The organism is Mesorhizobium sp. M1334 (assembly GCF_040317995.1).
Taxonomy (GTDB): Bacteria; Pseudomonadota; Alphaproteobacteria; order Rhizobiales; family Rhizobiaceae; genus Mesorhizobium.
In genome coordinates, this window is record NZ_JAMYLM010000005.1 from 178,151 (window position 1) to 197,629 (window position 19,479).

General features: G+C 61.5%; 23 protein-coding genes. 8 read left to right on the forward strand and 15 right to left on the reverse strand.

The window, feature by feature from the left end; translation table 11 throughout:
- Nucleotides 1-10 precede the first annotated feature (10 nt).
- The 4 genes from NKH17_RS12360 to NKH17_RS12375 all read left to right on the forward strand — a co-directional run bounded on the left by NKH17_RS12360 (nucleotide 11) and on the right by NKH17_RS12375 (nucleotide 3,629).
- Nucleotides 11-1,051, forward strand: a complete 1,041-nt coding sequence (locus tag NKH17_RS12360) for a sugar ABC transporter substrate-binding protein (protein ID WP_352477329.1) — start codon at nucleotides 11-13, stop codon at nucleotides 1,049-1,051.
- A 162-nt stretch (nucleotides 1,052-1,213) separates the two neighbouring features.
- Entirely contained in the window at nucleotides 1,214-2,209 is a 996-nt protein-coding gene (locus NKH17_RS12365) for an ABC transporter permease (protein WP_352477328.1), read from the forward strand.
- Nucleotides 2,206-2,976, forward strand: coding sequence for an SDR family oxidoreductase (locus NKH17_RS12370; protein ID WP_352477327.1), 771 nt, complete (start codon nucleotides 2,206-2,208; stop codon nucleotides 2,974-2,976). The genes NKH17_RS12365 and NKH17_RS12370 overlap by 4 nt, the downstream gene beginning before the upstream one ends.
- Nucleotides 2,973-3,629 carry a GNAT family N-acetyltransferase gene (locus tag NKH17_RS12375; protein ID WP_352477325.1) on the forward strand — a complete coding sequence of 219 codons (657 nt, stop codon included), beginning with the start codon at nucleotides 2,973-2,975 and terminating at the stop codon, nucleotides 3,627-3,629. Before NKH17_RS12370 ends, NKH17_RS12375 begins: the two co-directional genes overlap by 4 nt.
- Before the next feature lie 201 nt (nucleotides 3,630-3,830).
- Here NKH17_RS12375 and NKH17_RS12380 read toward each other — a convergent pair whose 3' ends face one another.
- Nucleotides 3,831-4,157 (reverse strand): hypothetical protein, encoded by a 327-nt coding sequence (locus tag NKH17_RS12380; protein ID WP_254817609.1) that lies wholly within the window; start codon nucleotides 4,155-4,157, stop codon nucleotides 3,831-3,833.
- Between the two features lie 1,016 nt (nucleotides 4,158-5,173).
- On the opposite strand from NKH17_RS12380, the gene NKH17_RS12385 reads away from it, so the two are divergent.
- On the forward strand, nucleotides 5,174-5,356 hold the full coding sequence (locus tag NKH17_RS12385) for a hypothetical protein (RefSeq protein WP_352970844.1): 183 nt from the start codon (nucleotides 5,174-5,176) through the stop codon (nucleotides 5,354-5,356).
- Nucleotides 5,357-5,379: 23 nt separating this feature from the next.
- Here the strand turns inward: NKH17_RS12385 and NKH17_RS12390 are convergent, their stop codons facing one another.
- A complete protein-coding gene (locus NKH17_RS12390; protein WP_352970846.1) occupies nucleotides 5,380-5,595 on the reverse strand; it encodes a hypothetical protein in 216 nt (71 codons plus the stop codon).
- Nucleotides 5,596-5,692: 97 nt separating this feature from the next.
- On the opposite strand from NKH17_RS12390, the gene NKH17_RS12395 reads away from it, so the two are divergent.
- Nucleotides 5,693-5,896: a hypothetical protein gene (locus NKH17_RS12395; RefSeq protein ID WP_352970848.1), complete on the forward strand. Its 204-nt coding sequence runs from the start codon at nucleotides 5,693-5,695 to the stop codon at nucleotides 5,894-5,896.
- 164 nt (nucleotides 5,897-6,060) lie between these two features.
- Here the strand turns inward: NKH17_RS12395 and NKH17_RS12400 are convergent, their stop codons facing one another.
- From NKH17_RS12400 to NKH17_RS12435, 8 genes are all read right to left on the reverse strand, one after another.
- Complete coding sequence (locus NKH17_RS12400) at nucleotides 6,061-6,777, reverse strand: ATP-dependent DNA ligase (RefSeq protein WP_352970850.1); 717 nt, start codon at nucleotides 6,775-6,777, stop codon at nucleotides 6,061-6,063.
- 144 nt (nucleotides 6,778-6,921) lie between these two features.
- Complete coding sequence (locus NKH17_RS12405) at nucleotides 6,922-7,437, reverse strand: hypothetical protein (protein ID WP_352970853.1); 516 nt, start codon at nucleotides 7,435-7,437, stop codon at nucleotides 6,922-6,924.
- On the reverse strand, nucleotides 7,434-7,763 hold the full coding sequence (locus NKH17_RS12410; RefSeq protein ID WP_352970855.1) for a hypothetical protein: 330 nt from the start codon (nucleotides 7,761-7,763) through the stop codon (nucleotides 7,434-7,436). Before NKH17_RS12410 ends, NKH17_RS12405 begins: the two co-directional genes overlap by 4 nt.
- Nucleotides 7,764-7,789: 26 nt before the next feature.
- Nucleotides 7,790-7,957 (reverse strand): hypothetical protein, encoded by a 168-nt coding sequence (locus NKH17_RS12415; RefSeq protein ID WP_352970858.1) that lies wholly within the window; start codon nucleotides 7,955-7,957, stop codon nucleotides 7,790-7,792.
- Nucleotides 7,944-8,237: a hypothetical protein gene (locus NKH17_RS12420; RefSeq protein ID WP_352970860.1), complete on the reverse strand. Its 294-nt coding sequence runs from the start codon at nucleotides 8,235-8,237 to the stop codon at nucleotides 7,944-7,946. The genes NKH17_RS12415 and NKH17_RS12420 overlap by 14 nt, the downstream gene beginning before the upstream one ends.
- Nucleotides 8,237-8,647, reverse strand: coding sequence for a hypothetical protein (locus NKH17_RS12425; RefSeq protein ID WP_352970862.1), 411 nt, complete (start codon nucleotides 8,645-8,647; stop codon nucleotides 8,237-8,239). Before NKH17_RS12425 ends, NKH17_RS12420 begins: the two co-directional genes overlap by 1 nt.
- Nucleotides 8,644-9,777: a peptidoglycan-binding protein gene (locus NKH17_RS12430; RefSeq protein ID WP_352970864.1), complete on the reverse strand. Its 1,134-nt coding sequence runs from the start codon at nucleotides 9,775-9,777 to the stop codon at nucleotides 8,644-8,646. Before NKH17_RS12430 ends, NKH17_RS12425 begins: the two co-directional genes overlap by 4 nt.
- Before the next feature lie 237 nt (nucleotides 9,778-10,014).
- A complete protein-coding gene (locus NKH17_RS12435) occupies nucleotides 10,015-10,722 on the reverse strand; it encodes a hypothetical protein (protein WP_352970866.1) in 708 nt (235 codons plus the stop codon).
- A 112-nt stretch (nucleotides 10,723-10,834) separates the two neighbouring features.
- On the opposite strand from NKH17_RS12435, the gene NKH17_RS12440 reads away from it, so the two are divergent.
- Nucleotides 10,835-11,476 carry a GDSL-type esterase/lipase family protein gene (locus NKH17_RS12440; protein ID WP_352970868.1) on the forward strand — a complete coding sequence of 214 codons (642 nt, stop codon included), beginning with the start codon at nucleotides 10,835-10,837 and terminating at the stop codon, nucleotides 11,474-11,476.
- An 8-nt stretch (nucleotides 11,477-11,484) separates the two neighbouring features.
- Nucleotides 11,485-12,546, forward strand: a complete 1,062-nt coding sequence (locus NKH17_RS12445; RefSeq protein WP_352970870.1) for an acyltransferase family protein — start codon at nucleotides 11,485-11,487, stop codon at nucleotides 12,544-12,546.
- On the opposite strand, the gene NKH17_RS12450 is transcribed toward NKH17_RS12445, so the two are convergent.
- The 5 genes from NKH17_RS12450 to NKH17_RS12470 all read right to left on the reverse strand — a co-directional run bounded on the left by NKH17_RS12450 (nucleotide 12,543) and on the right by NKH17_RS12470 (nucleotide 19,479).
- Nucleotides 12,543-15,371, reverse strand: a complete 2,829-nt coding sequence (locus NKH17_RS12450; RefSeq protein ID WP_352970872.1) for an SGNH/GDSL hydrolase family protein — start codon at nucleotides 15,369-15,371, stop codon at nucleotides 12,543-12,545. The genes NKH17_RS12445 and NKH17_RS12450 overlap by 4 nt on opposite strands.
- Nucleotides 15,372-15,429: 58 nt before the next feature.
- The gene (locus tag NKH17_RS12455; protein WP_352970874.1) at nucleotides 15,430-16,248 is read right to left on the reverse strand and encodes a hypothetical protein; all 819 of its coding nucleotides are present in this window, start codon (nucleotides 16,246-16,248) and stop codon (nucleotides 15,430-15,432) included.
- A gap of 104 nt (nucleotides 16,249-16,352) precedes the next feature.
- A complete protein-coding gene (locus NKH17_RS12460; RefSeq protein WP_352970876.1) occupies nucleotides 16,353-17,045 on the reverse strand; it encodes a hypothetical protein in 693 nt (230 codons plus the stop codon).
- Between the two features lie 8 nt (nucleotides 17,046-17,053).
- Nucleotides 17,054-19,078 (reverse strand): hypothetical protein, encoded by a 2,025-nt coding sequence (locus NKH17_RS12465; protein WP_352970877.1) that lies wholly within the window; start codon nucleotides 19,076-19,078, stop codon nucleotides 17,054-17,056.
- Nucleotides 19,063-19,479 carry a DUF6950 family protein gene (locus NKH17_RS12470; protein ID WP_352970880.1) on the reverse strand — a complete coding sequence of 139 codons (417 nt, stop codon included), beginning with the start codon at nucleotides 19,477-19,479 and terminating at the stop codon, nucleotides 19,063-19,065. Before NKH17_RS12470 ends, NKH17_RS12465 begins: the two co-directional genes overlap by 16 nt.

Here is a 19,479-nt window from a genome sequence, read left to right on the forward strand (position 1 = left end):
AGCGAACGACATGAAGAAAATACTTCTTTCCGTCTTCGGTATCCTGGCACTGGCCTTTGCCACGCTCACGCCGGCATTCGCTCAGTCGAAGGGCACCGTCTACTACATGGTGCCGACATTGCTCGATGAGTTCCAGACCGGCTCGGTGAGCGCGCTGGAACTGTTCCTGAAGCAGGTCGGTTACGAGATGAAGACGCTGAACGCCGACAACAAGACCGACGCGCAGCAATCGCAGATGAACGACGTCATCGCGCTGAAGCCGGCGGCGATCATCCTTGCCGCCGTCGATTTCAATGCGCTGAAGCCGTCGGTCGAGGCGGCCCGTGCCGCCGGCATCCCGGTCGTCGAGTTCGACCGCCAGATAACCTCGACCCCGTCCGACTTCACCTCGGTGGCCGGAACCGTCGAGATCGGCTACGTCGCCGCCGATCAGGCGCAAAAGCTCCTGACCGCGAAGAACGGCTCGGTGAAGGGCAAGATCCTGCAGGTGCTCGGCGATCCGGGCGACCCCTACACGCTCGACATCCAGAAGGGTTTCGAGGAGAAGATGAAGGCGTTCCCGGACGTCAAGATCATCTCGCTGCCGGCCATGCAATGGGAGGCCAGTAACGCCGGCACCATCGTTGCCGACCAGATGCTCGCCAACCCCGACATCGACCTGATCTTCAGCCACGCCGCGCATCTTTCGGTCGCCGCCGTCGCCTCGCTCGAGGCCGCCGGCAAGAAAGCGGGCGACGTCATGCTGATGAGCTCGAACGGCGCTCCGGTCGGCCTCGACCTGATCCGCAAGGGCTGGCTCAATGTCGAAGTCGAGCAGCCGCTCTACGCTCAGGCTGCGGCGGTCGCGATGTTCATGGACAAGGTGGTCAGCAAGCAGGAGATCAAGCCAGGCGAATATGATGTGCTTGGCCTGAAATCGACCCTGACCAAGGAAGCGTGGGGGCCGAACATCAAGATCCCCGGCGCTGCGATCACCAAGGAAAACGTCGATAACCCGGCCTTCTGGGGCAACATGAAGCCGCCGACCGAAACCATAAAGCCGGTCGAATAGCGAACTCACCAGAAGCTCCGGGCCATGCCGGCCCGGAGCCCTGCCCTGCAGCTCCGGTGCGTTCGAATGGACGCGCACGGGAATGCTGCAGCAATTTTCAACCGCGCCTGATAGTCCGAAAACCGGGTGGTTTTTCGGGGTCGGCGCCAACCGGATCCTGAGATGAACCCCCGCACGCGCCAAACCCTCGAGTTCATCCTCGACAATCTCGTCTGGTTCATGCTGGTCTTCGTGCTGGTGGTCTTTTCCATCCTTATCCCGAACTATTTTCAGCTCGGCATTTTCGCGAACATCATCGAGGCGTCGAGCGTGCTCGGCGTCATGTCGATCGGCTTGGCGCTGGTCATCATCGCCGGCCATATGGACCTGTCTGTCGAATCGGTGGCGGCGCTCAGCGCCATGGCGGTCGGCATTCTGTTCTGCTCGTCGGGCATCGGCCTTGGCATCCAGTTGCAGCCGCAATGGCTGATGGTTCCGGTTTCGCTGCTCATCGCCCTTGCCGTCGGCGGCCTCATCGGCGTCATCAACGGCTACCTGGTGGTCAAGGTGAAGATGAGTGCCTTCATCATCACGCTGGCCTCCTACATCTGGGTGCGCGGCCTGGTGCTGGTCATTTCCGGCGGCCGGTCGGCACAGGACCTTGCGCCGGCAATCCGCTGGTTCGCCATCCAGCGCCTGGGCGGCCTGCCGCTGACCGCCTGGATCGCCATCGCCTGTTTCATCGTCTTCTCGCTGATCATGGCCAAGACGCCCTTCGGCCGGCACCTGGTCATGATCGGCGGCAACGAGACTGCGACCTTTCGCGCCGGCATCCGCGTCAACCGCAACCTGGTCATAGCCTTCGTTCTCGCCGGCGCCATTGCCGGTCTTGCTGGCTGGCTGCTGGTAATCCGCACCTCCGGCGCAACCGCCAATCTCGGCGTCGGCCTGTTGTTCAATGCCTTCGCCGCGGTCGTCATCGGCGGCGTCAGCCTGAAGGGCGGCGTCGGCACCTTGCCCGGCGTCTATGCCGGCGTGCTGCTGCTCTCGGCCATCAACACGGCGATCAATTTGATGGGCCTGCCGGCCAACTTCACCCAGGTGATCCACGGCCTGCTGGTGCTCGCCGCCGTGCTGCTCGACGCATTCAAGCAGACCATTCGCCAGAGGCTGGCATGACCGGCCGTCTGGAAGATAAGGTCGCGCTGATCGTCGGAAGCGCACGCGGGATCGGCAAGGCGATCGCACAGCGCTTTGCCGAGGAGGGCGCGAAGCTGGTCCTGGCCGATACCGAGGTTGAGGCCGGGCAAGCGACTGCGGACGAGCTTGGCGCCGCCTTCATTCGCACCGACATCTCGCAGATGGCCGATGCCGAGGCTGCTGTTGCACTGGCGCTCGACCGTCACGGCCGCCTCGACATCATGGTGCAGAATGCCGGAATCTATCCTTGGCAATTGCTGGAAAACACGAGTCCCGACGATTGGGACCGGGTCATGGCGGTGAACTTGCGTGGCAGCTTCATCGCCGCACGCGCGGTGCTGGTGCCGATGAAGGCACAGCATTTTGGCCGCATGCTGTTCACCTCCTCCATCACCGGCCCGCACGTCACCAGCCCCGGTCATGGCCACTATTCGGCGACCAAGGCCGGTATCAACGGCCTCATCCGTTCGGCGGCTCTCGAATTCTCGGGGTACGGCATCACCGTGAACGGCGTCGAGCCCGGCAACATCCTCACCGAAGGCATAGAGCAGCATCGCGGTGCGGCCTTCATCAAGAACATGGAAGACGCCATCCCGCTCGGCCGTCTCGGCAGCCCACGCGATGTGGCCAATGCCTTCCTGTTCCTGGCCTCGGATGACGCCGGCTACATCACCGGCACGACCATCATCGTCGACGGCGGGCAGCTTTTGCCCGAGGGCAAGGATTTCCGGCTGCTACCGCCATGATCCTCGATTTCGGCGGCGGTTTCTTCCTGCGCCGGGCGACCGCCGCCGATCATCCGGCACTTGCGATGATCTGTCTCAAGACCGGCGATGCTGGCAAGGACGCCAGCGGCCGACAGGACGACCCGGACCTGCTCGGCCTGCTCTACACCATTCCCTACCAGGCCCTCGAACCCGATCTGGCCTTTATTATCGATAGCCCGACAGGTGCGGCCGGCTATCTGCTTGGCGCAGCCGAAACAGCCGCTTTCAATGCCAGCCTGGCATCAGACTGGTACCCGGACCTACAGCGGCGCGTGGCAGACCCGGGACCCGACAGCTCGCGCTGGCGTGGCAGCGACTGGGCGCGGCACCGGGTCCATCATCCCGATTTCGCTGTCCCGCCTGCGCTGACCGCCTATCCGTCGCACGGCCATATCGACCTGTTGCCGCAAGCGCGCGGGAAAGGCATCGGCAGGCGCGCGATGGCGTTCCTCGAGCAGCGCCTTGCCGCGAGCGGCTCGACCGGCATTCACCTCGAAGTCATGCCGGAGAACGATGCTGCGCTGAAGTTCTATAAGGCGATTGGATTTGAGGTGGTGCAGGACGCTGATTCATCGAAGCGTTGTGTTTATGTGGCGAAACTGATTGCTCACGCTCCGGCGATTGCAGGCTGATCTGCGACAAGCCAATCGCCCAAGTTGCAAAGAACCGGGAGGCCGATGGAAGTACAATGCTGCCGTTCTGCAGCAGCCAGTTGCCCCGTGTGAACACCTTTGCCGCGGGAACGAAACCTTCCTCGCGTGCTCCACCGCAGACACGAAAGTCACCAGCATCAACACAGTGCGGGGCTAATTCGAGTGTTGGCGGAGCGGCTACTAGTTCACTGTGGGCGGCAGGGGAACATTCGCAACCGTTTCCCCGGCCACGATCGAGAACACATAAAGCAGATAGATCGCTAACACCAACAGCGCGAGGAATGAGCCGCTGGCCAAGATTCCCGCAATCGTGGCGCGGCGATACGGTTCGCCTTTTTCCTTCTTGAAGGTGTCTTCTGCGCTACGGGTTGTCTCCACAACCCGTTCGCCCGGAAGCCGGTTTCCTTCAGCCTCCTTAGATATCTTATCGGCGAGATCTCCTGCGATCACCGCATCATCCGGAAGATGACTCGCAAGCCATCCAGGAATATTTTCGCGCCCACCCATGCCCATGTGCAGTAAGATTTTAGCTTTCTTTTGTGCTCCCTTAAATTACTGTAAGCTTTAACTTTCGGCAATCGTTTGCCACCCAAGGAGCCAGCAGATCAGACTTAGGTCCCATGGGAAAGACAAGTCCGATCAGACCAAAGTCCTACTGTTTATGCGCCCACCCCGCACTGTGAAGCGTTTGGCAGCGGAGATACCGCAACAACCACGAAACCACTAGTTGCGTCGATCGCTGGTTTGTTTGCCGGGACAACTCAGTATCGAAGGGTCCATCTGCACTACGGGGGGACCTTAGCGTCGACAGACCACGTGCCTGTTAGCCAATCTCGATACCATCACTCTCGAGAGGCCTGCCCTGGCTCTGCGACCTCTTCACCAGCGAATGTGACGCCTCGATCAGCCGACGCGATAGGGCGATCGTGTAGCGAAGCTCTTCAATCAGCGCGGTTCCGTGTTCAGTGGCCTGACGAGCACGTGCTACTTGGTTATTGTCGGGCTTCCGAGGGAATTCTTTCACGCTCCGACCTCCAAACCACGCCGACATTATCGCGAAGACCAGTGCCTGGCAACGAAGAAGCCCGCCGCGTCTTTCCGATGCGGCGGGGCGATCAAGCAGAAATGATAAGGGATGCCAGATAGTTGCGTCTACCAACCGCCAGTTGGACGATTTCTGACAGTGCAGGCGTGTGAACCGGACATTGCAAAAAGACAATGCCTGAATGAACACGTCGATGGAAAGTGGTGGGCGATGACGGGCTCGAACCGCCGACATCTTCGGTGTAAACGAGCGTTCAAACCGCAGAAATGGCGGCTTTCCGGGCTTTTTTGTGCCGTTTGTGCCCAGCTATTTCCCCTGAAACTGGGCGCTTAGGCCCCGTATCTGGGCGGTTTCTGGGCGCAAGGGCACTCGCTTAGAAGGGCTGGCGATGAGGCAGACCGATGGTATAGTTCAGGACGATAGGAGCCGGCATGAGTGAGATACCGAAGAAGTAGAGAAGGCAGCATTGGACGCATGGTTGAGCGTGCCGACTGCCGATTGGGAGCAGAATGCAGTCGAGGTTATCGCCCGCGCCATCCTCGCCGAGCGGGAGCGCTGTCTCTCAATCTGCCGCGCGATCGGCAAGGTTCACAATGACGGGTACTATGACGTCTCGGATTTGATTGCATCCGTGATTGCCGGCAAGAGGTCGTGGCCATAAACGCATGCCCCCGGGCGCGCGGTCTAGTCGATGCGATGGCCCATTCCCGAGACTTTGGTATTGTCCGGTGCATAGGTCAGGCCGACGGCTTTGCCGCCGCACTTCGCACACCTCAGTTTCGGAATGAGATCATCAGCCATGGCCGGCGCATCAGGACCGAGCTTCGCCTTCAGCTTCTCTAGATTGAGCGGCTGATTATGATGGCATCTCGAATTGTGGCAGAACGCCTGGAGCCTCATGCGCGCTTCGATTAGACCTTGAACTGTCCATTTTGCCATCGCGCGGATGATAACGCCAGACCTTGACGATCGCCAGATCAGCGCCAGAGTCCCTTCGATGGATAAGAACTACATCTACGGTGAGCGCACTGGCCTGCAGCTGGTCCGCATGGCGATTGAGATGACCTGCCCGGCCGGCGTGCTGCCGAGCGAGGAAGCCGTGAATAGCCTCTACGGCCCGCTGCCAGTGCATGAGGGCGAAGCACTGGCCAAGGCGATCATCGAGACGGTCGAACGGCTGACGCGTCACGCCAGCGACTAAGGTCACTCGTCGTCGCCGAAACCTACCAATGAGGCGTGACGGATATATCGATGCTCGCCGCGGAGATGCTTGACGCGCAGCTTCACCCCTGGCTGGACCCATTGTGTCGCCGGCCGTTTCTTCATGCCCTCGGGCGGCCGGGCAGCATGGCCCTGGACGCGCCTTCAGAGGCGCTCTTTCATGTCGCGGCCCAAGGTGATGAAGGCGGTGCCGATATACTTCCCGGTGCCAGGCTGCGCCAGCAAGGCCATAGCCGCGTTGCCCGGCTCCCGCTCGACGCCCATCAGCTCGTATTCCTGGACCGTGAAGCTCTTCGTCTTCAGCCAGTTCGATGTCGGGCCACTACGGTATGGGCTGTCGGCGCGCTTCGAGACGACGCCTTCGAGACCAGCCTGGTCGGCGAGGTAGAAGATCGCCTTAGGGTCGCCTGGTAGAGCCTCGCTGAACTGGATCCTGCTGTTCGGCTTGATGATACCGAACAGAAGCTCCCTGCGTGCCTTGCAGCCGATGTCACGCAAATCGTGGCCGTCTAGATGCATGATGTCGAAGGCGCCCAGAATGGTCGCGTAGGGATCGCTGTGGACGGCTTTCTGAAGTGCGGCAAAATCGGGCAGGCCATTCGCGCCGGTGACAACCGCCTCGCCCTCAAAGATCGCGTTCTTGACCTCGAGCTCGCGTGCCGCTTCGACAAGACCTGTGTATTTGCTCGTCCAGTCCGCCCCGCTTCTGGTGAAGACGCGGATGTCATCGGGGCTGTTGATGACGATCTGGGTTCGATAGCCGTCGAGCTTGATCTCGTGAATCCAGTTTTCACCCTCGGGCGGCTTGGCGACCAGCCTCGGGATCATCGGAGGGATGAACGCCAGCCTCGCCCCGGGCATACAAACTCCACGCCACACCAACCCGATTCAATAAACTTTGAACGTTTCGGTTCCATGAACGCAAAAAGCCCGCCGCACCTTTCGGCACGGCGGGCGATCATGCTGCTAACGTCAGGAGAATGATCAGCGCTGCTCGGCGGCCTTTTAAGGCTTCAGCTCTGGCGTGAGCGGCATCAATGGCGCCGGCGCCGGCACGATGTCGAAATAGACGGTCGGCGCCGTCACGACGATCGGGAAGGCCAGCTTCTGCAGGATGTTGCAGGCGTAGGTGAAGCGCGCTTCGTAATGCGCCCGGCCGAGCGCCGTCGCCAGCGGGATAGTGATGGAGCGCTGATAGGTCTCGCGGCCCTCCGGCGGGTAGCCGTCGATCAGCGGCCGGCGGCCGACCGTGTAGGTCGACGGCACATGCACGATGCCATCGGAATCGGTGACGTAGCGCTCGACGGTCGCCGCGCAAATGCGGTTCTGGATAACCGTGTACTGGATATCCAGCACCCCGCCCTGCGGAACTTCCTGTGTCAGCACTGCCGCCGCTTCGAAGACCGTCGGCGGTTCTCGATCGATGATGGCGATCACCAGCCAGGCCAGCAGCACGGCGAAGGGCGAAGCGATCGCCGACGACAGCCAGTCGAAGGCGCGTGTTCTTTCCAGAACCGTCATTTGACCGATCTCAGATAGGGTGCCAGCATGGTCCAGAGCTGGTTCAGCGCCACCAGCACGGCGGCAAGCCCAAGCACGATTTTCGGGGCGGAGCGCAGCGTCCTGGTGAAGAGCACCGATCGCGTCACGATCCTGAAGCCCGCCTCCCATTTGTCGTCTGGCAGCTTCAGGAATTGATCGAGGCGATCCATCTGCTTCTTGGTCAGATGGCTGACCTGGATCATGCGCTCGCGCTCATCCTCGTTCCAGCGGTAGACCATCTCGATCGTGCGCTTGTCGAGGTCGCGCCATCGATCCGGCAGTTCGCTGTGAGCTCTTTCCGCCATCGGTTCATGCCCCTGCTCTGCACTGCTCAGTTTTTCAGTTCGGCGCGCCGCGCGGCGCTCGCCTTGGTGTGGCGGTCGCATTCGGCGGGCCTGTAGAGGGCGATGGCGCAGCCGGGCGCCACCGTGTGGTCGATCCGGTTCTGATCCTCGACGGTCTTGCCCTGCGCGCCGGCCAGGCTGTTACCGAGGGCCAAGCGCAGCGCCGGAACACCGTTGACGCCGGAAGTCCCACACCCCGCCAGCAGCAACGCAGTCGTCAAGAGACCGGCTGGCTTCAATGCCTTTGCGAATCGCATCCTGGTTGTCCTTTTCGATCTGGTCGCGCACTTCCTGCGCACCCCAATGCTTGATGAGTTCGTAGCCGCCAAAGGCGGCGCCAGAGATCGCGACCAGCATGACGGCCCATGCCAGGATGCCGGCGATCGGGCGTGGAACGCCCACAAACCCGGCGACGATTCCGATGAGCGCGGACATCAGCAATCCCTCAGGACGCCGTGATGTAGGAAGCCGTGAAAGCCAGTTATGGCGATCGAGCCGGCGCCGGCGGCACAGGTATTCCCCGCCTTGTCGACGTGGAGTGCCTCACCAACGGTACCGTGCCGAACCCAGCAACGATGAGTGGCATCATCCTTCATCGTGCAGTTGGAGGCCCGGCCGTCGATGAACCACGTATGATGGCCATGCAGGCGGCAGCAGATCGCAAGCCCATCTGGACCTTTCGGATACCCATCGCCTTCCGCAACCCACAGTGCGCCAATTGGCAGATCGCGGCTGATGATCTCATCCCCGGTTTCCAAGTTGCGCATGATTGGTGAGGCAACGCCTTCCTTGAACTGGGAATGACGTCCGGTGTATTCCCACCAGGTGCAGCGATACTCGCTCATCGCCGCGCTCCGCTCTGGAACGCTTCGACACCCTTGGCCTCGCCGTGGCGGGCAATGAGATATAGCCCGCCGGCAACCACGGCGATCCCCAGCATCCACACCCAGCCGGGCACGTCGCCGGCGGCATCCTTCACCGGCTGCATGACGCCGGAAGCCTGGTCGAGATTGCCGAGAATGCCGTCAAAGAAGCTGCCGATCAGCGCAAAAATGCTGGCGAAGAACGCGCCCACCTTGGTCAGCCAGTTGGTGCGCACCTCCGGCACCTTTTCGCGCACGACGTCTGGCGTGGCATCGGTGCGCGCCGGCGCCAGCACCCGGGGCTTGGCCTTCTGCAGCGCCAGCAGCAGCGCATCGTCGATACCGTCGCCTTCGGGCAGACCGTTTTCGGCGCGGAAGGCGCGGATCGCGGTCGACGTCATCGTGCCGCCCTTGCCGTCGACGCCGCCGACCTCGGTGTAGCCGAGATCCTTGAGCTGCTGCTGCACGCGCAAGATCGTTTCCTTAGTGGGAGTGTCCGTCACGGCCGGATCTGCGGCCACGGACGGGTCCGCGGGAGGCGTTGCGGCGACCGGCGGCTTTGGAACAGCGGCGGACGACTGGCCGGCGGCCTTGACCTTGTCCAGCATCGCCTCGACCCGTTCCGGCGCCAGCAGGGCCTTGTTCAGCCTGTCGCCGGCATAATAGGTCTCGCCACGGGCCACCTTGCGATGCGCACCCTTGGTCGCCTGCAGCACCGGGAATGACGCCCATTCCTGCGCCAGGGCCAAGCCGAAAGCGGTTCGAGAGCGCCGGCCGGCGATGAACTCGGAAAAGCCGCGCTCCTTGAGCAGCTGATAGCCGAGCGCCTCCTGCATCGGGCCGTCGAGCAATTCCCTGCCGGTCAAGCCCAGAACTTTCTTGAGACGCTGAAGCGTCGCTTTCATGAACTGCAGCTTGCCGCAGGCCGAGCTGCCGAAGCGCTTGGTCCAACCCGGCCCGGCCGCGATCACCTGATCGATCGTCATACTGGTGACCGCCTTCGACAGCTTTGCCTGGTTGTTACCGTACACGGTGTCATAGCCGTGCGGCGCCTCGATGCTTCCGATGAAGTCGAGCAGCATCGCCGCTCCCTTCGGAACGTTACGGTCCATTGCAGTTCCTTTCCGCCCTAAGGCTGAATAATTTTCGCAGTTAAGTGAATTGACTCGACGGCCAGACCGGCGCCTGTGTTGCGCTGCACAATATGGCGGGTAATCAAATGACGTTGCGGATCAGGCTGCCTGGCGGCACGCTGAAGATCAAAACCTATCGTGAACTGCGGACCCGGGAGCGCGACCGGAGGGTGCCGGTGTGGAGGATGGGATCAATGTATTTCATCTGGTGGTCGGCTAAACAGAAGCCGGACAGTGACCAGACGAGAGCGTGACCCGCACCCTTTCCAGCCAGGCATATTCAAGAGCCAGGGCTTCCCGCGCGTAATCCAGTTCGGCCGCGTCGATCGTGAACTGCGTTGATGCCCTCAGATGCGCGCCGGCCGCGAGCGGCAGCCCCGTCGCGGCAGCAAGGCTGGACAGCCCGTCTGCCAATTGCTCCGTCCACAACACGTAGTCGACGCGGGCGAGCCGAGCGCCTGCTTCGTCAAGATCGAGAACCGTCGAGAACATATAGAGTTGGGTGAGCCTGTGCCGATCCGGCACCGCATCGACGAATGTCCGGAACGATCCGCTCGCCCAAGGCGCCTCTTTCTCCATGATCACGTGGTCGCTGCCATCATCGATCATCTCGCGCAGCATGCGATAGTGCGAAGCCAAACGAGCCACAGGGTCGCGAAAGCAGGTGATCAGCACTGCGTCGGCGGGCAGCGACAGCATTTCCAATGGTTTATGGCCGAAGGCGTAATCCCAGCCGCCAGCAGAGATCGTGTCCTTGTTCCAGCCGGCAAAGCCGATGCCGCCGATCGAGAGCCGGTTGTGCTCATCCTTGGCGAGGCCGTCATAGATAGGCTCCGAAGGAACGCCGGTCATCGCCGCGATGAAGCAATGATTGATGGTCGTTCCACCAGTCTTCCTGATGTGAATGTGGTAGATCGGCGGCATTTAACAGGCACCTTTTTGGCACAATCTACAAACTAGCCCTTCAACTCGGCGTGATCTAGCCGAGCCCGAAGAAGTCGTCTACAACCGCAGCGGGTTAGGGGATTTAAGGCACATGGGACTCATCAAAATCAAGGGCATCCTTTCCATATGGAAGGGGCGCGTTATCCCGAGGAATATTGTTCCGTGGTCAGATCACTGGACCGTTCGGACGGCTGCGATCGCGGCGCACCTGCAATGGATAGGTCCAAATAGCCTTATGCTTGTCGGGGACTCGCTCTTGGAACTTGTTCCGCCGCACCCGCTTGAAGGTCTCAAAGTAGTAAACGCTGGCTTTGGGGGTGCGACAGCGGCCAACGTCTATGCTTCCATTGCATCTTCTGTCGTGTTGTTGGCTCTGAAAGCAAACCCGCCGGCAAAGGCTGTGATCCAGGTCGGAACGAACGACAGCAAGACAGGCGCCAACCCGGTCGCGGTCGCTGAAAAGACCATGGCGATTTGTTCTCTGCTTCGGAGCATCGGCACCGAGGCTATCGTGTTCGCGATCCCGCCAATCGAAGAGAAGAAAACCGCCTTCAGATCAGCTTCCGTGGCCGCCGCGATCAATGATGCGACACGCTTGGCGTGTCTCGGAAGCGGCGTTCCTTTTGTAGACCCGTACATCGCAGTTCGCGGCTCGAACGACGTGACCGAGGATGGCATCCACTTGGCCCGTGGCGCGACCCTCGCGCTCGTCGACGCCATTCGAGCGGCTTAGGATTTCTTATGATCAAAAAAGTCCCGACAATCTCTGGATTGCACTATCTTCGGGCGATAGCCACCGTGCTGGTGGTTGTGACTCACAACGTGACCGCCGCATCTCTGGACAAGTATTTCGGGCCAGGAATGCTCACAAAGTTTTTCACGAGTGGCGGCGGAGAAGTCGATTTCTTCTTCATGATGAGCGGCTTCATCATGGTCGTGACGGCTACGAATTCCGCGACTGGTGCCCCGAGATATACACCGCTGGAATTTCTGTTCAGGCGAGCGGTTCGCTTGCTGCCAATGCTCTATCTTGCCGTGGCGTTTTTCAATGTCGCGCTCATAATTTCCGGCGCCCAGCCCGATCATTGGGGATCGCTTCGTACGCTCATAATATGGCCCGTTGGAGAGGTAACCCCATCAGTAGCTTGGACGATCCGGTATGAGGTCGTTTTCTACGCTGTTTTTGCCCTGTGCTTTCTAGTCCGCCCGCAGTTCTGGTGGTTTCTTCTGCTTTGGGCGGCATTGCCGTTGGCGCGATACGTCCTGACCGGGCCATCGGCAGAGACAGATAGCTTGGCGTCCTTCATTATGAGCCCGTTCAACATCGAGTTCGGCATTGGTGTTCTGCTCGCGTTGTCAATTCGCAAATGGAAGCCACACTTCACCTTCTCCGGCCAGATACTCAGTCTGATCGTTTTGTCTTTGGCGATACGCGCGTTTGTTGTGCATTTCGGCCTGGAGATCAGGACCTTGACGATGGTGCTTTCAATATCACCGTTGCTACTGGTTACCATGTTGGTTGCGGTTGGCACCAAGACGACGAGCGAGAGTCGCGTGGGCCTGGCCCTCGGCGACGCATCCTATTCCATCTTTCTCTTCCATCAACCATGCATGCCCGTCACACTTTTGATCCTGGCCAAGACAATGCCGTGGCTGCCATCCACTGTGGCGGCGCTAATCAGTTCACTGGTCGGGATCGCAGTCGGTTACGTCGTGCACATTCTCATTGAAAAGAGAATTCAGCGCTACTTTGAGCCGATCAAAACGCAACCGAAGCTCCAGCCCAATCCGGCTCATCCCTAGACGCTCACCAGCGGCCCGATAGCAGCAGCCAACTCCGCAGAGCCGGTGTCGTTCGGATGGATGCCGTCGCCGATCGAGCCCGTGCCGTTGGTGGTCAGCGTCAGGCCATCGATATAGAAGATGTTGGCATCGCCGGTAGCCGTCAGCTCATTCACTGCATCGAGCTCCTGCTGCCGGTAATCGGCGATCTTGAGGGTAAGCGCGTCGTTAGCTGCCGAAATCCAGTTCGACGACACAACATAGATTTTTACCGTCGGCTTGATCGCCCGGACGTTGGCTATAAGTGCCTTCAGCGAAGCTTTGAAGGTGGCGAGTGCAGTCTGCGCGGTGCGATTGTTGAAGTCGAACGTGACAAAGGCGACGCCAGGATTGGCATTGCCGAGATCGGTTCCCCAAGCCGGATTCACCAGGGAAGAACCATAGCCGAGATTGATGTGCTGCCAGCTCTTGGCGCGGCAGAGTATCTCCATCCAGGTCTTGTCTATGCCTGTGGCGTTGAAGCCCTGGTCGCGGCTGTCTCCAAGGAACACAGCACGTGGCAGCGTCGATCGCGGCGTCGGCAAGGTGATCGGCGCACCGTAAGTCGTGACGCCAAGATGCGCGACCGACGACGAATAGGGCATGACGATCTCGATCAGGCGATCCGCATTGGAGGCAAAATCCAGTCGTACGAAGAACTTGCCGAGCGCCTGCGCCGAGGTGAAGTAGGTGTTGTGCACCCCGTCGACGAGGATTTGGCCCTTGCCATTGTAGGAACCGCCGACAAGGTTAAGGTTCTGGAAGTGCAACACGACAGAGGTGGCGCGTGTCTTGAAGCGACGGCGCCAGCCCGGGTTTGCATATTCGTAGCCGCTGAAGACGATGGGCCTGACGCCGCTGACCTGAGACGAAGTCGCCGTAAGCGTTGCGGCGTAATCGCTGTCCTCGATGTTGGAGTTATTCGGGACAACGTCAACAACCGGTTCCGCTCCAGCTAAACCGAAGTTCGACAACGCGGTGAGTTCCGATGCGTCCTGCGTTCTGAGCCGAAGGTTGAGCCTTGCGATGGTGCCCCCGAACGGGAAGCTACCAGAGAGACTTACTCCGATGCGCAGCTGGGTGAGCCCAGACGGAACGGTCAACGAACTGTCCTGCGCTCCGATCGTCCCGTCGAACGCCGCCTGCGCGTAGTTTGGACCCCACGAGGCGGCCAATCGCGACGTCTTGTCCACAGTCGTGAGACCAGCGAGGACGTTGGCCACGACAGCACTGGCCGTTGTGATGGAGAATTGTCCGCCGCCTAGCGACGACATGTTGCATATCATAAGGTTGGTGGCACCACCGTCGTCGATCCGGGCCATCGTGCGCTGAACGTTGTCGGGTGCCTGTGTGCGGCCCTCAATGTAGATCGATCCCAAAGCCGTGTTGAAGGGAAGGGCCGAAAGCGCAATGCTGTTGGTGTCGACGCCGCGCGAGAAGACCGCAGTCGTCGTCACCATCGGGCTAGTTCTGTAGTTGCCGTTCTCGTTCTGGACGAGATCGATGGCGAAACTGTCGCCGCTGGTGCCGATCTTGAACCCGACATTCGGATTGGGGAGCGTCTGCGACGGGATGCTCATCCGATTCCAGTAGCCGTCGGTGGGCGTGACATCGGTCCACGTCGTGCCGCCGTCCATGGTCATGGAGATCGGCCCGGTGCCGACCAGGCGCTTGATGTAGGCGGTCTGGAAATAGGCTGCAGAGGCTATTGTAATTGTCTGCAGAGCCGTCCCATTGGCCGCTGTGGCAGTGATGGATGATGCCGAAGCGGCGTTGCCATCGAGCCCAATCTGGTCTAGCGCCGCAGTGATATTTGATTTGACCCAGGCTGCGTTGGTGAGGTCGCGGTTCCAAAGAACGCGATTAACGCGCGCCGGCTCGCAAAGCAGGCCTCTGGCCGCAAGCGACTTATAGTCGTAGGTGAAGCGGGGAACGTTGACGCCAGCCTGCTTGAGCAGCCCCAGCTTGTCGAAGTACCAGCCAGCGGTCGTACGCGTCGTGGTGAGTTTCGACGTCAAACTGCCGAAGAACCGCTTGTCTGGAGCGGCGGCGTCCTTGATCAGGATGCTTGGGATCGGGGTATCGAAGGCAATGGCGACGCCGCTGTCGTCATACTGCAGTGTTTGCGAGAGGTCGTTCAGGGTCGCGAGCTGCAGAGCGTCGAGACGATCGTTCAGAACCGTGTACGGACCGCGTGCAGTCTGCACCTCGGCCGCATAGCCCGGCTCGATGCCCTCCGGAGAGAAGTTGAGCGCCGTCGTGCCAAGCGTGATGGCAGCCGCAGCCAGCGCCAGCGTCCAGCGCTCGCCGGTGCCGACCGTGCCGCTCTGTACAACAAAGCCGATATGCGCCAGCTCTGCTGCACTATCGGCGAACGTCGCACGCGACGCCGCTCCTGACGGCACGACGGTGTAGAGGCCGTTCTCGGCCGGCAACGTCTGCGAGCCAAGGAAGACGTTGTCGCCGGTCGCCAGAGTCACGCCATTGATTACAGCCGCGTTGACCAGCCCGCTTGCAAGAACGACGTTGGCCGTCGAGCGTACCTTGATGATCTGAGTGGTCCAAAGGACACCCGCGGTAGCGATAGCCTCGACGGCATCGACCCGAACACCGAGAGCCGTGACCTGCCCAGGCAGCCCGCCGACCGCCCCTTCTACGGCAGAAACACGAGTATCAAGACCGTCGACTGCCGTTTGGATCGCGCCACCGACCTGCGACCTGATAGCACTCTTCGGCGGCTCCGACGGCGAGCCTACCGGGCCATCGGCGTAAACCTCATTGAAGGCGTCGCGAATTTCGTTCGCCATGTCGTTGGTGTCCTAACGATGATGAGAGAGGTTTGTTGGGTAAGTGTCCGGGGATCGGCTAGAAGTAGGTGGTCACGACGAGATACCCGGTACCTCCGTTGCCGCCGGCGCCGCCATTGCCGCCAACTGCCGAACCACCGCCAGCGCCGCCGCCACCGTTGATACCGGCGCCGCCATTGCCGCCATTGCCGGCAGGGTTTCCACCGCCGCCGCCGCCACCGCCGCCGGGCAGCCAGGCATGCAGCGAGACTGCATCGCCACCATTGACACCCGTGTTTGCACCGCCAGCGGCAGATGCCGATGTGCCTAGACAGCGGCCGCCACCGCCGCCGTTAAACGCCGCTGGCGTCGCGGAGATTCCGCCGCCGGCTCCACCGCTGGCCGCAGTCACCATCGAGGCGGCGCCGGCAGCGCCAGCTGCTGCGACGGCACAGCCGCTTCCTGGAGCACCTGACAATGGGGAGGCGGATGTTGCTCCAGCCGCGCCCGCACCACCTGTCGCACCGCCGGTTGACGCCACGCCGCCCGCGCCACTCGTCGCAGTCCCGCCGCCACCGATCACACCAGGGCCGCCACCGCCGCCGGAGTTGCCTGCGACCTGTCCGCCTGCCCCGCCGCCGCCGCCGTAAGCTGTCCACGAGCCGAACGTGACATTGCCACCTTGGGCGCCGTTCGATCCGGGGTTTCCATCGACTGTTGCGCCCGCACCGCCGGTTGCCGCCGCCCCAAATGTAACAGTGACGGAGGACCCCAAGACGGATGGGTCGAGGAGCATGTCAAACCGAGCGCCACCCGCACCGCTGCCGCCGCCGCTGGCGGTAATGCCGGATGCGACGCGCGCGCCGCCGCCACCCGATCCGCCAAATGCCTGGGCCACGACACGAACAGCCCTTGCGCCTGCGGGCACTGTCCACGTTCCGGAGGCGGTGAAGACCTGGACATCTGTGAGAGGACGGGGCGGCTGTGATACCTGACCCATGATCAAGCGGTCCTTTCGGTGACACGGGCCGAACCGGTCGCAGAGGCCCATATGCCTTGGATGGCGCCTGTCCAGCCTTCCGGTATTTCGAAGGTTCCGCCGACCGTGGTCTTGCCGTCGAGCACGTAACTGTAGTTGGTCGCCGACGCCGTTCCTGATCCGAGCAGGATGTAGAGGATGGCCGTCGAGTCGTTGACGATCGAGCCGCCGAGCCGATTGGCATTGGCGGCCAGCAAGGTCGTCGTGCTTGTCGCGCCGGCGACATTAGTGGGAGTGGATGTCGCGCTTGCGGGCGAGAGCACCCTCAGTGTCGATGCCATTAAGGTTGTGAGGCGCTGCGCGATGCGCTGCAGCCTGCCATTGAGGCCTGACGACGCCGTATCGGTGGCAGGCGCCGTCTCGGTCAGCGAGCCGATCAGCAGATCGTCATCAGTCGATAGCGTGACGCTGACGCTTCCGGAAGCGGCCTTTGGGCCAAGGGTCGGGAATTTGCCGAGCAGCCGCTTGAACAGCGAGATCAGCGAGAACGTGCCGGTGTCCGACGAAGCCGCCGCATCCGCCGCGGCGCCCAGCGACGGCGTGTCGGTCTCATCGACCAGGATCTGACGCGCGATATCGAGACCGCCGGCAGTCGTGACGGAGCGGTTTCGCGTTGCCGCCAAGGCGTCTTTGTAGCTTGCTGCTGTTCCGGCCATGTCGGCTCCTAGACGTCAAAGATAAATTGGCTGTTGGTGGCTACAGAAAAGTCGAAGCTGGCATCGGTGCCGGTCGTGTAGACAATTTCGGAATCGGACCAGGTGCCATACTTCCCGTTCGACCCGATGAACGCGGCCTGCACTGCGATCTGGGTTTCCAGTGGCACCGCATTGGTGTTGACGACGATCAGGCCGGCAGCCGGCACGGCATCCGGGTATTTCTGTTCGATCCAGGCGCCGGGAACGCCGCCGCCGGTGTCAACGATCCGATAGCGCAGCACGGTCGTGACATCGGCGGTGTTGGGGTCGATGATCGCGACGCGGATATAGGCGGAACCGGCAGACGCCACGGCGTAGACGGTGTCGATCACAGCGCTCGGCACGCCATCCGATTCCGGCTTCGGCGGCACCGGCGGCGCCGATCCTTCATCAATCGCCGGGTCCCAGGCATCGATGTCGGTCGGCATGACGATGAACGTCATCTGGAAGCCGCCGCGCTGCACCGATAGAACCGAGCGGCGGTTGTTGATCAGTTTTCCGTTCATCGACGGGATGCTCAGGGGCGTTTGCAGCCGTACCCATGGCGCGTAGACTGCGTTAATGCCGGTGAAGCGGACATCGAGCGAGCCGCGCTTTTTCTGTCGCAGGCGGGCGAACTCGCGCTTGGCCAGACGACGCGCCTGGCGCCACTGATTGACCCAAAGATAGGTCGCATCCCGCGGCAGCGGCCGGCCGGCCAGCAGCTGGGCAGGAACATCTTCGAAGAAGTCCGTATCCGTCGAAGTGTAATCCGTCGCCGGATAGGTGAACTTCGGAACGAGGCGGTTGACCTCTTCTTCCGGCAGAACGTCGTGCTGGATGGTATACCCGACGATATCGGCATCGGTCAGCGTGGCGACATATTTATCGCGGAACTTGCCGGCGACGAACAGCAGCGCGCCATCGCCGCGCTCGCACATCCATCCATCGCAAGCCGCGAGAATGGCATTGGTGGCGGCCTTTGGATCATGCTCCGTGGTGTCGAAGCCGCCGCAGGTATATCTTTTCTCGGACCCGCCAACGGCGCGCGCTATGAGCTCGTCGCAGACGTCGGCCTCCTCCTGCCACATGTCGAGCACCGGCAGCAGCGCCTTCCTGAAATCACGCTTCGTCCCGAACGGATTGAAGCACTCGTGCCAGGCCAATTGGATGGCGGGGTTTTCAGTGAAGGTCCATGTCGACGGGTCTTCCGGGTCCTGCAACGGCTCCCGGAAATCCCAGCACAGCGCCAGCTCGGCAACCACGGACAGCGCCGGCTTGCCATAGGGGAACAACGACTGGAAATCTTCGGCCTGAGGCGATTTGGCAACCATGCCGATGTACGCCTGGCCATCGCCGCGATGGTTGTCGGTCCAGATATCATCCGCCCCAAAATAGGCGACGATTTCCGAGATGGCCGTTTCAGGCGTCAATCCGATCCGAGTGTACAGCTGACATCTCGTTGTGCCGTAGCGATTGCCATGGGCAGCGCTGACATCGTTGCCGGTCAACACGATCTTGTCGTCATTGAAGTAGTAATCGATGTAGCCGTTGATCCGGTGCGCGACGATCGCCTGCACGGAGATCATCAGATCGTCGGCGGTTTCCCAGAGCATCATCGCTCCGGCCAGCCTTGCCCGCCCGACACCCCAGAACCGGTAGGGAATGGCCTGTGTCAGCGGCTGGCGTCCATCCTCCGGCTTCGGCGGGGTCGGAGCCAGCAGGTAAGAAAGACCGACTGTCAACGCCGTGGTGACAATGGCCGACGCAATCGCAGCGTAGGTGATGGTCGTGCTGCCGAAGGTGATCCCGCCCCCGCCGAGGATGGCGGTGAAGATCGGAACGAAGATCGGGTCCTTGTGAACCGGCCACTGGTATTCGCCGTTCCATCCGGAGGCGAAGAACTCCTGCGTCGTCGTCGTCTCGAACGCGCCAATGCCCGGATTGTAAGAGACCGGCTTGCCCTTCAGCGCCTCGCGGATGGCCGCCTCGAGCGGGGTTATGCGATGCGCCATGCCCTGCCCGTCCAGTCGAGTTTCTTGACCATCGGGCCGCGCGCCGACAGCACCGCCCAGAGCGGACCGAACTTGATCCCGGGAATGTGCTTGACCACCATGCCGGCGGCATCGAAGCCAGTCATGGCGCTGACGATGCCGATATCGCCGTCCTGCGGCTGCTGGACGCGTTGGAAGCCCAAGGCGCCGAGCTTGGCCCCGATCAGCGCCACAACCCCGCCAGCGGCCCGCAGGACGGCGTCAGCGCCATCGGCGTCGAAGTATGTCCCGCGCAAGTCTGCAGCAGGATCCTTGCCCGTCCTCACCAGCACCCAGCCGGCGCAAAACGTGGTGCAATCCTCGCCGCCCATGCCGCCCCACCGCCACCGGTGCGGCAGCCTGATATATTCCTCGAGGGTCAT

Coding starts and splice junctions, on each gene's coding strand:
- NKH17_RS12445 (WP_352970870.1), top strand. CDS start 11,485: ATGATCAAAAAAGTCCCGACAATCTCTGGATTGCACTATCTTCGGGCG.
- NKH17_RS12410 (WP_352970855.1), bottom strand. CDS start 7,763: ATGGCGGAAAGAGCTCACAGCGAACTGCCGGATCGATGGCGCGACCTC.
- NKH17_RS12375 (WP_352477325.1), top strand. CDS start 2,973: ATGATCCTCGATTTCGGCGGCGGTTTCTTCCTGCGCCGGGCGACCGCC.
- NKH17_RS12460 (WP_352970876.1), bottom strand. CDS start 17,045: ATGGCCGGAACAGCAGCAAGCTACAAAGACGCCTTGGCGGCAACGCGA.
- NKH17_RS12470 (WP_352970880.1), bottom strand. CDS start 19,479: ATGACCCTCGAGGAATATATCAGGCTGCCGCACCGGTGGCGGTGGGGC.
- NKH17_RS12360 (WP_352477329.1), top strand. CDS start 11: ATGAAGAAAATACTTCTTTCCGTCTTCGGTATCCTGGCACTGGCCTTT.
- NKH17_RS12390 (WP_352970846.1), bottom strand. CDS start 5,595: ATGAGGCTCCAGGCGTTCTGCCACAATTCGAGATGCCATCATAATCAG.
- NKH17_RS12365 (WP_352477328.1), top strand. CDS start 1,214: ATGAACCCCCGCACGCGCCAAACCCTCGAGTTCATCCTCGACAATCTC.
- NKH17_RS12465 (WP_352970877.1), bottom strand. CDS start 19,078: ATGGCGCATCGCATAACCCCGCTCGAGGCGGCCATCCGCGAGGCGCTG.
- NKH17_RS12405 (WP_352970853.1), bottom strand. CDS start 7,437: ATGACGGTTCTGGAAAGAACACGCGCCTTCGACTGGCTGTCGTCGGCG.
- NKH17_RS12395 (WP_352970848.1), top strand. CDS start 5,693: ATGGATAAGAACTACATCTACGGTGAGCGCACTGGCCTGCAGCTGGTC.
- NKH17_RS12430 (WP_352970864.1), bottom strand. CDS start 9,777: ATGGACCGTAACGTTCCGAAGGGAGCGGCGATGCTGCTCGACTTCATC.
- NKH17_RS12370 (WP_352477327.1), top strand. CDS start 2,206: ATGACCGGCCGTCTGGAAGATAAGGTCGCGCTGATCGTCGGAAGCGCA.
- NKH17_RS12440 (WP_352970868.1), top strand. CDS start 10,835: ATGGGACTCATCAAAATCAAGGGCATCCTTTCCATATGGAAGGGGCGC.
- NKH17_RS12450 (WP_352970872.1), bottom strand. CDS start 15,371: ATGGCGAACGAAATTCGCGACGCCTTCAATGAGGTTTACGCCGATGGC.
- NKH17_RS12425 (WP_352970862.1), bottom strand. CDS start 8,647: ATGAGCGAGTATCGCTGCACCTGGTGGGAATACACCGGACGTCATTCC.
- NKH17_RS12400 (WP_352970850.1), bottom strand. CDS start 6,777: ATGCCCGGGGCGAGGCTGGCGTTCATCCCTCCGATGATCCCGAGGCTG.
- NKH17_RS12380 (WP_254817609.1), bottom strand. CDS start 4,157: ATGGGTGGGCGCGAAAATATTCCTGGATGGCTTGCGAGTCATCTTCCG.
- NKH17_RS12420 (WP_352970860.1), bottom strand. CDS start 8,237: ATGTCCGCGCTCATCGGAATCGTCGCCGGGTTTGTGGGCGTTCCACGC.
- NKH17_RS12435 (WP_352970866.1), bottom strand. CDS start 10,722: ATGCCGCCGATCTACCACATTCACATCAGGAAGACTGGTGGAACGACC.